Origin of the sequence: Comamonas sp. 7D-2, from assembly GCF_022749555.1 — a bacterium.
In the GTDB taxonomy this organism is placed as follows: Bacteria; Pseudomonadota; Gammaproteobacteria; order Burkholderiales; family Burkholderiaceae_C; genus Comamonas; species Comamonas thiooxydans.
The window spans coordinates 5053814-5066470 of the sequence record NZ_CP094238.1 but is presented as its reverse complement, the minus strand read 5'-3'; the positions used below and the strand labels follow the sequence as shown (position 1 = coordinate 5066470).

12 protein-coding genes are annotated in these 12657 nt (G+C 61.6%); 6 read left to right on the top strand and 6 right to left on the bottom strand.

All coding sequences use genetic code 11. The features are described from left to right. Positions 1 to 18: 18 nt before the first annotated feature. Entirely contained in the window at positions 19 to 423 is a 405-nt protein-coding gene (locus tag MPZ60_RS23290; protein ID WP_012840108.1) for a winged helix-turn-helix domain-containing protein, read from the bottom strand. Between the two features lie 172 nt (positions 424 to 595). On the opposite strand from MPZ60_RS23290, the gene MPZ60_RS23285 reads away from it, so the two are divergent. Continuing rightward, the gene (locus MPZ60_RS23285; RefSeq protein WP_080746147.1) at positions 596 to 1333 is read left to right on the top strand and encodes a uracil-DNA glycosylase; all 738 of its coding nucleotides are present in this window, start codon (positions 596 to 598) and stop codon (positions 1331 to 1333) included. A gap of 20 nt (positions 1334 to 1353) precedes the next feature. Here the strand turns inward: MPZ60_RS23285 and MPZ60_RS23280 are convergent, their stop codons facing one another. From MPZ60_RS23280 to MPZ60_RS23265, 4 genes are all read right to left on the bottom strand, one after another. Then, complete coding sequence (locus MPZ60_RS23280; RefSeq protein WP_242608132.1) at positions 1354 to 2280, bottom strand: DMT family transporter; 927 nt, start codon at positions 2278 to 2280, stop codon at positions 1354 to 1356. Between the two features lie 104 nt (positions 2281 to 2384). Continuing rightward, on the bottom strand, positions 2385 to 3239 hold the full coding sequence (locus MPZ60_RS23275) for a Wzz/FepE/Etk N-terminal domain-containing protein (RefSeq protein ID WP_034355057.1): 855 nt from the start codon (positions 3237 to 3239) through the stop codon (positions 2385 to 2387). A gap of 127 nt (positions 3240 to 3366) precedes the next feature. After that, on the bottom strand, positions 3367 to 4455 hold the full coding sequence (queA, locus tag MPZ60_RS23270; protein ID WP_034355054.1) for a tRNA preQ1(34) S-adenosylmethionine ribosyltransferase-isomerase QueA: 1089 nt from the start codon (positions 4453 to 4455) through the stop codon (positions 3367 to 3369). A gap of 87 nt (positions 4456 to 4542) precedes the next feature. Continuing rightward, positions 4543 to 5754 (bottom strand): HD-GYP domain-containing protein, encoded by a 1212-nt coding sequence (locus tag MPZ60_RS23265; protein WP_034355051.1) that lies wholly within the window; start codon positions 5752 to 5754, stop codon positions 4543 to 4545. Positions 5755 to 5902: 148 nt separating this feature from the next. Here MPZ60_RS23265 and recG point away from each other — a divergent pair, with 148 nt between their 5' ends. The 5 genes from recG (at position 5903) to ubiA (ending at position 11675) form a co-directional block, all read left to right on the top strand. Next, positions 5903 to 8086: an ATP-dependent DNA helicase RecG gene (gene recG, locus MPZ60_RS23260; protein ID WP_034355049.1), complete on the top strand. Its 2184-nt coding sequence runs from the start codon at positions 5903 to 5905 to the stop codon at positions 8084 to 8086. A gap of 142 nt (positions 8087 to 8228) precedes the next feature. Further along, positions 8229 to 9197, top strand: a complete 969-nt coding sequence (locus MPZ60_RS23255; protein ID WP_003050465.1) for a LysR substrate-binding domain-containing protein — start codon at positions 8229 to 8231, stop codon at positions 9195 to 9197. Positions 9198 to 9260: 63 nt separating this feature from the next. Beyond that, positions 9261 to 9797, top strand: a complete 537-nt coding sequence (locus MPZ60_RS23250; RefSeq protein WP_034355046.1) for a Dps family protein — start codon at positions 9261 to 9263, stop codon at positions 9795 to 9797. Between the two features lie 98 nt (positions 9798 to 9895). Beyond that, positions 9896 to 10744 carry a phosphatase PAP2 family protein gene (locus MPZ60_RS23245; RefSeq protein ID WP_034355043.1) on the top strand — a complete coding sequence of 283 codons (849 nt, stop codon included), beginning with the start codon at positions 9896 to 9898 and terminating at the stop codon, positions 10742 to 10744. Positions 10745 to 10793: 49 nt separating this feature from the next. Continuing rightward, positions 10794 to 11675: a 4-hydroxybenzoate octaprenyltransferase gene (gene ubiA, locus MPZ60_RS23240; RefSeq protein ID WP_034355040.1), complete on the top strand. Its 882-nt coding sequence runs from the start codon at positions 10794 to 10796 to the stop codon at positions 11673 to 11675. 85 nt (positions 11676 to 11760) lie between these two features. Here the strand turns inward: ubiA and proC are convergent, their stop codons facing one another. Beyond that, positions 11761 to 12600 carry a pyrroline-5-carboxylate reductase gene (gene proC, locus MPZ60_RS23235; protein ID WP_034355038.1) on the bottom strand — a complete coding sequence of 280 codons (840 nt, stop codon included), beginning with the start codon at positions 12598 to 12600 and terminating at the stop codon, positions 11761 to 11763. Positions 12601 to 12657: the final 57 nt, after the last annotated feature.

Here is a 12657-nt window from a genome sequence, read left to right as displayed (position 1 = left end):
ATTGGCTGCTGTGCAGGTTCAGCGCAGAACCTGCACATCGGCATCCAGAAAATAGCCGGCACCACGCTTGGTCTTGAGCAGTGTGGGCGCGCGGCTCGATGCTTCGACCTTGCGGCGCAAGCGCAGCATCTGCACATCAATGGCACGGTCAAAGACATCGTCTTCGGCCTGCGTCAGATCCATGATCTGCTCACGGCTCATGATTTGCCTGGGACGTTTGAGCAGGGCCAGCAGCAGCGCGAACTCGCTCTTGGTCAGTCCCACCTCATGCCCGGCAGCGCTGATGAGGCTGCGCGAGCGCAGCCTCAACTCCCAGTCGGCAAACTTGAAGCCCTGGGGACTCAAGGTGAACGCAGGGCGGGCGCAGGAAAAGAAGGCCTGCGCGGCAGAGGCTTGTGAGTGACTGGCAGAAGATGTGTGCATGAATAACTCCTTGTGAGCCTGAGCCGCCAAGTGGTCAGCTATGTTGGAATCGATTCTTTGCAAATTGTCAGAATGTGTCACTCACTGAAATCAGGTATTTTGAGCCTCAAAATAGGTAGGAACCCTTGAGGAAATCATTCGAGGTGACTCTGGAAGTTGAGAGAATCCACGCATGAACTTCACTAGTCAGAGCATGAGTGCCAACACCGCTGCGCCTACCCAGTTGATGAGTGCAGATCCGCAGGACTGGCCTGTCTCGCCAGACTGGCAAGCCGTTGTCGACTCTTTCTTTGCAGGGAGCACAGGCCAGGGCTTGCTGCAGTTTTTGCAGCAAAGACTGGGTGCAGGGGCCGTGATTTTCCCGCCCAAACCTCTGCGGGCCCTGGAATTGACACCCGCCGAGGAGGTGCGTGTCGTGATCCTGGGGCAGGACCCCTATCATGGTCGTGGGCAGGCCGAGGGCCTGGCATTTTCTGTAGCACCCGGGGTGCGCGTTCCGCCATCGTTGCAGAACATCTTCAAGGAAATGCAGCGCGAACTGGGCACGCCGTTTCCGGCGTTTCCCCAGCCAGGCGGCAGCCTGGTGAGCTGGGCTCAGCGTGGTGTACTGCTGCTCAACACCAGCCTGACGGTGGAAGAAGGGCAGGCCGCAAGCCATGCCAAAAAAGGCTGGGAAGAGCTGACCGATGCCATCATCCGCCAGGTGGCAGAGCAGGGGCGGCCCACGGTCTTCATGCTCTGGGGCTCGCACGCCCAGTCCAAGCGTGTATTCATTCCTCAGGATCGTGGCCATCTGGTGTTGATGAGCAATCACCCTTCACCGCTATCGGCTCTGAGGCCTCCCGTACCCTTTATCGGTAACGGACACTTCGGCAAGGCCAGGGAGTTCAAGCTCAGACACGGCTATTGAGATGGCCAGATTGGGCTGTCTCAGCGCTTTTCCCTGATTCCAAGCCAGACGCCCGTCAGGCCGCTGAGCGTCACCACCGTCATTCCGAGCAGCGATGTGCTGTCGGGAAGCTGCCCGAAAAACAGCCAGCCCATCAGCATGGCAAAGCCGATCTGGCTGTAGAGGAAAGGTGCCACGGTTGCGGGCGTGGCGTGGGTGTATGCCTGCAGCAGCATCAGGTGGCCAATGCCGCTGCAAAGGCCCATCACAGCTGCTGCTGCGTAGATCTGCCAGTCATCGATGGGCTGCCATACAAAGCCTATGAGAGGCGTGGTCAGCAGCAAGGGCAGCCAGGTCGAGTAAAGCTGGGTGGTTGGAGGTGAATCCAGGCGCGACAGGCGACTTCCTAGGACCTGGTAGGTGGTGCCCGATACCAGCAGACCAACCGGCCACAGGGCGGCCAGGCCCAAGGGCTGTCCATCGTTTTCCGGTCGGACGATGGCAATCACTGCCAGCAGACCGATCACCAGCAGCGACCAACGGGCAGGACTGACCTGCTCTTTGAAAAATAGCGCCGAGGCCACCACGATAAAGAGCGGCGCTGCTGACCAGATGGCCGTGAAATTGGCCAAAGGCATGTTCTTTATGCAGAAGAAGGCGCAGACCGTGGTCAACAGCCCCGAGATCGCGCGCAGCAGCTGAAACCTCTGGTTCCGGGTTTTCAGTGCCGAAAGGCCGTGCCGAGGCAAAACCAGCACGCTGGTGACCAGAGCCTGGGCCGTGAAGCGCAGCCACAGAACCATGAGAACCGGAAGCAGCGTTCCCGTGAACTTGGTGGCGCTATCCAGAACGGCAAACAGCGCACAGGCGAATATGGTGAGCAGAACACCGCGGATGGCTGATTGCGCTGACGTGGAAAGTGTGGGAGAGAGCCAGCTGGGAAGCATGTCCGTAGCGATTTGCGACAAGAGAAGCGAGGAATTCTAGGGGGATGAAGTTGTCGGCTCTGGTTGTGACGCCCATAAAAATGCCCGCACTGTTAGATGCGGGCACTGGATGGGGTGAAGAAGGATTACCAGGGCATGGCGTTACGAATACGCGCAATTTTTTCGGCCTGCTCGGTCGAGGACTCCTTGGCGGTGCGCAGCGCCTGTCGGATGAAGACAAACAGCAGCAGCAGGAAACCGGTACCCACAGCCGCACCAATGGCCAGCATGGGCTTCTTGGGCTTGATGGAGCGCTCGGGCAGGGTCGGCATCTGGATCACATCGTCGTTGTCCAGGCCGCCGAGGCGACGCTCCATGTCCAGAATCCCCTTCTGGCGATTGCTGTTGGCGGTCAGCAGTTCACCATAGAGGCGGCTGGTGGCTTCGGTGACACTTTTTCCAGAAGAGAGATTGGCAGAAGTGTCATGCTCCAGCTTGAGCGATTCCTCCAGGCGTGTCTTCTCGGAGGCCAGTTGCACCTCCAGCTGCTTTTTTTCCAGACCGCGTGGCTTGCTCAGAGGAAACAAAGTGTCCAGCAGTGCCTGGTTGAGCTTTTGAGCCGCTTCAGGCGATTTGGCCTGGGTTGAAATATTCAGCAGCTTGTCCTGCTTGCCGACATTGACGGTGATGCGCTTGCTGAGCTTCTTATAGATCTCTTCCTTGGTCAGGCCATCGTCCAGGCCTGCAACGGGGGCAAGCTGATGCAGTACGTCAGCAGACATGGCCAGGCTGGCGGCCATGGGGGCGGTAAAGCTGGAGCCGGCACGCTCCACTTGAACCGATGCGCTGCTCTCGTAGGTCTTGGGGATCACCAAGCCGATTCCGTAAGCCGCAATGCCAGCCAATAGCGGGCCGAAAATCAGAATTTTCCAGTTTTCTGCGAGTGTGACCAATAGATCCAGCAGATCCAACTCTTCATCTTGTGGGGTTTGAACTTCCATTGATTTTTTCTAAATGAATAAGCACTTTGACAAAACGATGAAATCTACCACTAAGAAAAGATTGGACCCAGTGTTTCTGTAACTCCTTATGCCAGGAGCCGGCACGGCGGCTCCAATGTGTTGCAGATCAGTGCTGGCGCTCCAGTAGCATGGAGTCTCCATAGCTGAAGAAGCGGTAATGCTGGGCAATCGCATGCTGATACATGCCCATGATGTGCTCATAGCCCGCAAAAGCGCTGACCAGCATCATCAGCGTGCTTTTGGGCAGATGGAAGTTGGTGATCAGCATGTCCACCACCTGGTACTGAAAGCCCGGTGTGATGAAGATGCTGGTGTCGCCGCTGATATTGCCGTACTTGGCCCAGGACTCCAGCGTGCGCACCGTGGTGGTGCCCACGGCAATGATGCGGCCGCCGCGCTGGCGGCAGCGCTCCATGGCAGCCAATGTGGGCAGGGGAATGTCGTACCACTCGCTGTGCATGGTGTGGTCGGCAAGGTTTTCGGTCTTGACGGGCTGGAAGGTGCCGGCTCCCACATGCAGGGTGACGCTGGCGCGTTCCACGCCCTTGGCTTGCAGGGCGGCCAGAACGGTCTCGTCGAAATGCAGGGCGGCGGTCGGTGCGGCTACGGCACCAGGGTGGGCTGCGAACACGGTCTGGTAGCGCTCGCTGTCTTCTTTCTCATCGGGATCATGCTCGGCGTTCTGCTGGCGCTCGATATAGGGCGGCAGCGGCAGGTGGCCGAACTGCTCCAGCAATTCATAGGGCGATTCGCCCTGGTTGCCCTTGAAGGAAAGATGGAACAGCGGCCCGTTCTCATCCGGCCAGCGGCCCAGCAGGGTGGCTTCGAAACCGCCGTTCTTGAGGCCGCCGCAAAGATGGATCTTGGCACCAGGCAAGGGCTTTTTGCTCACGCGCATATGGGCCACGACCTCGTTGTTCTGCAGCACGCGCTCGACCAGCAGTTCGATCTTGCCGCCGCTGGCCTTTTCGCCGAAGACGCGCGCCTTGATGACCTTGGTGTCATTGAAGACCAGCAGATCGCCGGGCTGCAGCAGATCGGGCAGTTCGCGGAAGATGCGATCGGTGGCGGGGAGGCTGCGGCCATCAAGCAGGCGCGAGGCGCTGCGAACGGCGGTGGGATGCTGGGCAATCAGGGATTCAGGCAGGTCGAAGTCGAAATCGCTGAGTGTGAATTCACGGGTGCAGGAAGACATGCGGTGCTTGAGGGCCGTACGAGGCCCGTTCCAAGTTCAATCAAACAAGTGGGCGATTGTCGCAAATCGCCATTAGGGCTGCCGGCTTCAGGGCTGAGCAGCGGCTGGATTCCAGAGCTCGTTGAGATTCCTGAAGGGCCAGTCGGCAGGGTCTTCGCGCCCGACGATGCTGTCGTTGGCATGTGGGCAGGCCAGGTCGAGAATTTCGGGCGTGATGCGGCGCTGCTGGCTGAGGCAGTAAAAGCGCCGCACTTTCGGGGTCAGCAAACAGGTCGGCGAGACATCCAGCACCACGGCAAGATGCTGCGACTGCAGCCGCACCAGCGAGCCCAGCGGGTAGATGCCCACCGTCTGGACAAACTGCTCGAAGATGGCCTTGTCGAAATGATGGGGTGCCCATTGCGCCATGCGCTGCAGCGCGATGGCCGGGTGCCAGCCCTGCTTGTAGGGGCGATCCGAGGTGATTGCGTCATAGACATCGCAGACTGCCGTCATGCGCGCCATCAGACTGATCTCGTCCTGCTTCAGTCCGTCGGGATAGCCCGTGCCGTCGACTTTTTCGTGGTGATGCAGGCAGGCGTCGGTAACGGCGTCGTCTAGCCCCTGAGGCAACAGGATTTCGTAGCCCCAGCGAGGGTGGGACTTCATGATGACCCATTCCTCGGCATCCAGCGGCCCAGGCTTGTTGAGAACATCCGGCGGCACTCTGCTTTTACCGATATCGTGCAGCAGGCCTGCGATACCGGCCTGATGCACCTGGTGCTCGTCCAGGCCCATGCGGCGTGCCAGACCAATCATCAGCGCGCATACCGCAATGCTGTGCATATAGGAATAGTTGTCCGCAGTCTTCAGTCGCGCCAGGCTGATCAGTGCATGGGGGTTGCGCTTGATCGACTCGGCCATCTCGTCGACCAGCAGGCCTGAGGCAGGCAGGTCCAGCGGACGGCCCAGGCGAACGTCCTTGAACATGGTCTTGAGCACATCACGTGCCTGCCCAATGATCTGATGGGCCTGCTGCAACTCCACGCTGGTTCTGGTGGGCCATGCCGGCGAGCTGGGCACAGCTTCGTCGCCTGGCGACTCCAAGACCTCTGCGGGCGTGATGTCGGGGGCGATGTCGGCCCCCTTGCCGGTGTCTATCCACACCTGGCGGATGGTGGTGGCAAGCAGGCGTTCCAGGTCCCTGGGCTGATCGAGCAGGAGGCGGGCACGCAAAAAGGGATGCTCCATCCACGAGCCGCAGAACTCGTGCACAAACATTCCCGGGCGCAGGTGCTCGACATCAACTCTCTTCAACATGGATTTACGAGGAAACACATAGTAACAATTTGGAAATGGTAGCGATTTTGACGTTATTGCGCTGGCGGCAGTTGTTTGCAAACCTGAATATGCTGTATATACATACATTGCTTTCCCTGTCGCGGGGAGTGTAGTCAAGGAGTCTCAGTTGTCTGTGTCAAAAAAGCCTGTTACCGAGCCGAAGTCTGCTGTCAAGCGCGCTGCCGCTCGTGAGAAAAAGGCGGGCATGGACCAGGATGCCGCTCCCAAAAAGACCGTCAGTCCTGCGCAGCAGGCCTTGCAGAAGATGGGATTGACGCGCGATATCGATCTGGCTTTGCATCTGCCGCTGCGCTATGAGGACGAAACCCGCATCGTGCCGCTGAAGAACGCGCGTGATGGCGAGACGGTGCAGATCGAAGCCACGGTCACGCACAGCGAGGTGCAACTGCGCCCGCGGCGTATGCTCAAGGTCACCGTGGATGATGGCAGCAGCACTTGTCTGCTGACTTTCTTCAGCTTCTACCCCTCGCAGCAAAAGACCATGGCGCCCGGGGCGCGTCTGCGCATTCGCGGCGAGGTCAAGGGCGGTTTCTGGGGGCGGCAGATGATGCACCCCGCATTTCGGGTGGCGGGCGGCGAGCTGCCCACGGCGCTGACACCGGTCTATCCTGCCACTGCCAGTCTGCCCCAGGCGTATCTGCGCCGGGCCATCGCCTCGGCGCTGTTGCGTGCCGATCTGTCCGAGACTTTGCCACCGGGGCAGTCGCCTCCCATCGCGCAGTCCTATGGTCAAAATGGACTGCAGCCGGCATATGACTTGCGCAATGCGCTCATTTTTCTGCACCATCCAACCCCTGACGTGGCCTTGGTCACGCTGGAGGACCATTCCCACCCGACCTGGCAAAGACTCAAGGCGGAAGAGTTGCTGGCCCAGCAGCTGTCCCAGTACGAGGCCAAGCGCGAGCGCGCCCGCTTGCGCGCGCCCGTGCTCAGGCCGCAGGCCGGCATGGCGGATTTGACGCAGCAGTTTCTGGTGCAACTGCCATTTGGCCTGACGGGGGCGCAGCAGCGAGTGGTGGGAGAGATTCGGGCCGATATGGAGCGCCGTATTCCCATGCATCGTTTGCTGCAGGGCGATGTGGGCTCGGGCAAGACGGTGGTGGCAGCACTGTCTGCCGTTGCCTGTATCGAGGCCGGCTGGCAATGCGCGTTGATGGCTCCGACCGAAATCCTGGCCGAGCAGCATTTCGGCAAGCTGGTCGGCTGGCTGGAGCCGATTCTGGCGCCGCTGGGTAAAAAGGTCGCCTGGCTGGCCGGCGCCCAGAAGAAGAAGGAGCGCGCAGCGATGCTGGCGCTGGTGGAAAGCGGCGAGGCGGCGCTGGTCGTGGGCACGCATGCCGTGATTCAGGAGCAGGTGCAGTTCAAGAACCTGGCCCTGGCCGTGATCGACGAGCAGCACCGCTTTGGCGTGGCCCAGCGCCTGGCACTGCGGCAAAAGCTCGCGGCCACGGGTATGGAGCCGCATTTGTTGATGATGAGCGCCACACCGATTCCGCGCACGCTTGCCATGAGCTATTACGCCGACCTCGATGTCTCCACCATCGACGAGCTGCCGCCAGGGCGCACGCCCATCGTCACCAAGCTGATCTCGGACAGCCGCAAGGACGAGGTGATCGAGCGTATCGGTGCCCAGGTCGCCAGCGGGCGTCAGGTCTACTGGGTCTGCCCGTTGATCGAGGAGAGCGAAGCGCTGGATCTGTCGAATGCCACGGCCACTCATGAATATTTGAGCGAAATGCTGCCAGGTGTCATGGTGGGGCTGCTGCACTCGCGCATGCCCACGGCCGAGAAAAAGGCCGTGATGGAGCTGTTTTCTGCCGGCGTCATGGGGGTGCTGGTATCCACCACGGTGATCGAGGTGGGGGTGGATGTGCCCAATGCCTCGTTGATGGTCATTGAACACTCGGAGCGCTTCGGTCTCTCGCAGCTGCACCAGTTGCGCGGCCGTGTGGGGCGCGGCGCTGCAGCCTCGGCCTGTGTGCTGCTGTATTCGGTCAATGACAACGGGCGACTGTCCGATACCGGCAAGGAGCGCCTGCGTGCCATGGCCGAGACCAATGACGGTTTCGAGATCGCGAGGCGGGATCTGGAGATTCGCGGCCCGGGCGAGTTTCTCGGCGCCCGGCAGTCGGGCGCACCCATGCTGCGCTTTGCCGATCTCGAGCAGGACGTGCTCCTGCTGGACTGGGCGCGCGAGCTGGCACCGCTTATGCTTGAGCAATTTCCTGCGCTGGCGGCACGCCATGTCAGCCGCTGGCTGGGTGGCAAGGCCGAGTATCTGAAGGCCTGAAGTACCGAAAATTGCGTCTGTAGACGTAAATAGTTACGTTTTTGCAGGAATATATGTAATCTTTTGCCTTGGTAATATGTGATTGAATGCAAAAACAGGATGAATCAATGCCGTTATTGATGATCCGAAAGATCCACTCTCTATGACTCTTACCGAATTGAAGTACATCGTGGCCGTTGCGCGGGAGAAGCACTTTGGCCGCGCAGCCGAAGCCTGCTATGTGTCCCAGCCTACGCTGTCCGTGGCGATCAAGAAGCTGGAGGAAGAGCTGGATGTCAAGATTTTCGAGCGCAGTGCCGGCGAAGTCTCGGTGACCTCGCTGGGCGAGGAGATCGTGCGCCAGGCGCAAAGCGTGCTGGAGCAGGCCAACGAGATCAAGGAAATCGCCAAGCGCGGCAAGGACCCGCTGTCCGGCGTTCTGACCCTGGGCGTGATCTACACCATAGGCCCCTATCTGCTCCCTGATCTGGTGCGCAACTCCATCAATATGACGCCGCAGATGCCGCTGATGCTGCAGGAGAACTTCACCGTCAAGCTGCTGGAGATGCTGCGCACGGGCGAGATCGACTGCGCCATCATGGCCGAGCCCTTCCCCGATACCGGTCTGGCACTGGCGCCGCTGTACGACGAGCCCTTCATGGCCGCCGTGCCCAGCACCCACCCGCTGGCGCAGAAGAAAAGCCTGTCTACCACGGATCTCAAGAACGAGACCATGCTGCTGCTGGGCGCGGGTCACTGCTTCCGCGACCATGTGCTCGAGGTTTGCCCGGAGTTCGCGCGCTATGCAAGCAACTCCGAAGGCATTCGCCGCACGTTCGAGGGCTCGTCGCTGGAAACCATCAAGTACATGGTGGCCGCCGGTATGGGCGTGACCCTGGTGCCGCGATTGTCCGTGCCCGAGGATGCGCTGGCTCCCATTGAACGCCGTCGCCGCGCCGATGAGCCTCATATCCGCTATCTTCCGATTCATGAGGAAGACGGCATTGCACCGCCCACCCGCCGTGTGGTGCTGGCCTGGCGGCGCAGTTTCACGCGCTATGAGGCGATTGCCGCACTGCGTAATGCCGTCTACGCCTGCCCGCTGCCAGGAGTACAGCGCCTGTCGCAATAAGCGTGGCTTCAGCGGCTCGAAGAGGGCGGGAGTCTGGATCCGTTAAACCTGAAAGGTGAGTGCATGACCAAGCAAGGCAAGGACAAATCGCAGAAACACAAGCCGGATGCCACGCCGCAGGTGCCCGCAGGCATCCACATCGGCATCAGCGACGAGGACCGTGCTGCCATCGCCAAGGGGTTGTCGGCGCTGCTGGCCGACACCTATACGCTGTACCTGACCACGCACAACTTCCACTGGAATGTCACGGGGCCCATGTTCAACACGCTGCACACCATGTTCATGGCGCAGTACACCGAGCTGTGGAATGCCGTCGATCCCGTGGCCGAGCGCATCCGCGCACTGGGCCACCATGCACCTGGCTCCTATGCCCAGTTCGGCAAGCTCACCAGCCTGCCCGATGCCCCGGCCCAGCCGCCCAAGGCCCTGGAGATGGTGCGCATCCTGGTGCAGGGCCATGAGGCCGTGGCGCGCACGGCACGCCAGCTGTTCCCACGTGCCGACAAGGCCGGCGACGAGCCCACGGCCGATCTGCTGACCCAGCGTCTGGCCGTGCACGAGCAGACCGCCTGGATGCTGCGCTCCCTGCTCGAGGAGTGAGCCGCGCCGCGGCAGCCGCTCGTTCCGGTCTTCCCCAAGCCCTGACGGGCTGGCCTCCAGAGGCCCGTCAGGGCTTTTCGCTTTTGCTTTTGAAAGGAATGCCTGTGTTTTCTGCAGCGACTCCCGTGGTCCTGCTGGCGCAATGGGTGGACAGCCATGTCATCTGGGTGTTGCTGCTGCTATTGCTGGTTGGGGCCTACATGCTGCGTTGCCGTGCGCAGGGCCGGGCCGAGTGGCTGTGGCAGGACTGCAGCGCGGACTTCAGGCCGGATGGCGGTCGCTTGCTGGCGGTGGCGGCACTGGCCGCTGTGCTTCTGGCCCTGCTGAGCGTCGGCGTGCACCAGTCCCAGTCGGTGCAGCCGCCTCAGGGGCTGATGGCCCTGGACCTGAAGCTGCAGCGCGCGGTGAGCGCGGCCCTGCCGCCCATGCTGCAGCCTCTGGTGCGGGCATGGACCTTGCTCGGGGATTTGCGCGTCATGGGGTTGCTAAGTCTGGTCGTGGGCCTGTGGCTGCTGTGGCGGCGCCAGGGTCTGCAACTGCTGAGCTGGGTGGTGGCGGTGGCCGGCACCGGACTGTGGGTGCGTTTCATCAAGGGGACCATGCAGCGCGCGCGTCCGCTGGACGGGCTGGTGCATGAGGCCGGCTTCAGCTTTCCCAGCGGCCATAGCGCGGGCACGGCAGCGATTTTCGGCATGCTGGCCTGGCTGGCCGCTCGTCGCCTGCCGCGGCGCTGGCGGGCTTGGGTCTTTGCGGCGGCGGCGCTGCTGGCCCTGAGCACGGGCTTGAGCCGCGTGCTGCTGTCCGTGCACCATGCCAGCGATGTGCTGGCGGGTCTGTGTCTGGGCCTGGGCTGGACGGCCCTGGTGCTCTGGTTGACAGACCGTGTCGAGCATGGGGGCGGCGCCATCGGGCCGCCGCAGGCCGAGGCACAATTGCCGCTGCGCTGACCGTGGCCTGGGGCCCGGTCGTGATCTCCTGCCTTTCGGAACCCGTCTCATGTCCGCCTCCATCCCTGCTTCGCCGCGCTCCAAGCTGTCGCTGTATCTTGATCTGATCCGCTTCAACCGTCCCGCAGGCTGGCTGGTGCTGGTCTGGCCCACGCTGGTGGCGCTGTGGGTGGCAGGCCAGGGCTTTCCGGGCTGGCATCTGCTCGTGGTCTTTGTGCTGGGCACGGTGCTGATGCGCAGCGCGGGCTGCACCATCAACGATATTGCCGACCGCGACTTCGACAGGCATGTGAAGCGCACCACCCAGCGCCCCATCACCAGTGGCCAGATCTCGGTCAGGGAGGCGGCCATGGTCGGCCTGGTGCTCACGCTGGTGGCCTTCGGCCTGGTGTTGTCCACCCGCTGGGAGGCCGTGGCCTGGTCGGTGCCCGCCGTGCTGTTCACGATTCTCTATCCCTTCACCAAGCGCTTTTTTGCCATGCCTCAGGCCTTTCTGGGCATTGCCTTCAATTTCGGCATCGTGATTGCGTTTGCGGCGGTGACCGGTGAGGTCAGCGCCACGGCCTGGACGCTGTGGCTGGCGAATATGTTTCTGGTGCTGGCCTATGACACCGAATACGCCATGGTGGACCGCGATGACGATCTCAAGATCGGCATGAAGACCTCGGCCATCACCCTGGGCCGTTTCGATGTCACGGCGATCATGCTGTTCTTTGCCCTGTGCTGGGGGCTGATCGCCTGGGTGCTGGCTCCTTATCAGCTGGGCTGGCCCTTCTGGCTGGGCATGAGCGTGGCAGCGGCACAGATCGTCTGGCATTTCAGCCTGATCAAGGACCGCACGCGCGAAGGCTGTTTTGTCGCCTTCAGCAAGAGTCACTGGATTGGTGCCGCGATCTTTGCAGGCGTGGCGCTAGGGTTTGCGTTGAAATAGTCCTGTTTTAATAGCTCAAAGCGCTTGACTGATAAGCGATAGATTCTTGAAAGACTAAAAAAGAAACCGGCCGAGGCCGGTTTTTTTATTTGCCGAACTCGGCAGCCAGCTCCTGTGCGCGGATCTGGGCCTTGCGCATGGCTTCGATGAAATGCTCGGGCAGCTTCTGCTCCTGCATATGAGTGATGGCAGCGTAGGTGGTGCCGCCCTTGCTGGTCACGCGCTGGCGCAGCACTTCGGCGCTTTCGCTGGAGCGTGCCGCCAGTTCCGAGCCGCCCGCAAACGTGGCCACGGCCAGCTTGTAGCTTTGCTCGGCGCTGAGGCCCATGTCGACGCCTGCCTGGGTCATGGCTTCGAGGAACAGGAATACATAGGCGGGGCCGGAGCCGGAGATGGCCGTCACGGCATCCAGATGGGCTTCCTTGTCTACCCAGGTGAGTTCGCCGGTGCTGCCGATCACGGTCTCGATCAGGGCCTTGCCCTGGGCATCGACCTCGGGGCGGGCGAACAGGCCCGTCATGCCCTTGCCCACCAGGGCCGGTGTATTGGGCATGGCGCGCACGATGCGGTGGGTGCCGGTCCAGGCCGCAATGCTGTCGGTGGTGATGCCGGCAGCCACGCTCAGGTGCAGGGCGTTGCGGGTGTGGGCGGCAACGGGAGCGGTCGCTTCCTTGAAGCTCTGGGGCTTGACGGCCCAGACCACCAGTTGGGCGCTTTGCAGGGTCTCGGTGGCGGCGGGCAGGGCGTCGATGCCGAAGCTGGTCTTGATCGCAGCGCGCGTGGCTTCAAAAGGCTCGACCACGGTGATGCTGCTGGCCGGAACGCCCTGGCGGATCAGGCCGCCGATGATGGCGCTGGCCATATTGCCGCCGCCGATAAAGGCGATGGGAGGGAAGACGGAGGTCGAGTGGTCGGTCTGGCTCATGATGGTTAGATTCGCTTTGCAATGCAGCAAGTGGGCAAGCCTGTATTCGGATTTCAG

What these genes read in the sequence shown, in the direction of transcription:
- MPZ60_RS23245 (WP_034355043.1), top strand. Translation starts at nt 9,896, where the DNA reads ATGCCTGTGTTTTCTGCAGCGACTCCCGTGGTCCTGCTGGCGCAATGG.
- MPZ60_RS23250 (WP_034355046.1), top strand. Translation starts at nt 9,261, where the DNA reads ATGACCAAGCAAGGCAAGGACAAATCGCAGAAACACAAGCCGGATGCC.
- queA (WP_034355054.1), bottom strand. Translation starts at nt 4,455, where the DNA reads ATGTCTTCCTGCACCCGTGAATTCACACTCAGCGATTTCGACTTCGAC.
- MPZ60_RS23255 (WP_003050465.1), top strand. Translation starts at nt 8,229, where the DNA reads ATGACTCTTACCGAATTGAAGTACATCGTGGCCGTTGCGCGGGAGAAG.
- proC (WP_034355038.1), bottom strand. Translation starts at nt 12,600, where the DNA reads ATGAGCCAGACCGACCACTCGACCTCCGTCTTCCCTCCCATCGCCTTT.
- MPZ60_RS23290 (WP_012840108.1), bottom strand. Translation starts at nt 423, where the DNA reads ATGCACACATCTTCTGCCAGTCACTCACAAGCCTCTGCCGCGCAGGCC.
- ubiA (WP_034355040.1), top strand. Translation starts at nt 10,794, where the DNA reads ATGTCCGCCTCCATCCCTGCTTCGCCGCGCTCCAAGCTGTCGCTGTAT.
- MPZ60_RS23265 (WP_034355051.1), bottom strand. Translation starts at nt 5,754, where the DNA reads ATGTTGAAGAGAGTTGATGTCGAGCACCTGCGCCCGGGAATGTTTGTG.
- MPZ60_RS23285 (WP_080746147.1), top strand. Translation starts at nt 596, where the DNA reads ATGAACTTCACTAGTCAGAGCATGAGTGCCAACACCGCTGCGCCTACC.
- MPZ60_RS23275 (WP_034355057.1), bottom strand. Translation starts at nt 3,239, where the DNA reads ATGGAAGTTCAAACCCCACAAGATGAAGAGTTGGATCTGCTGGATCTA.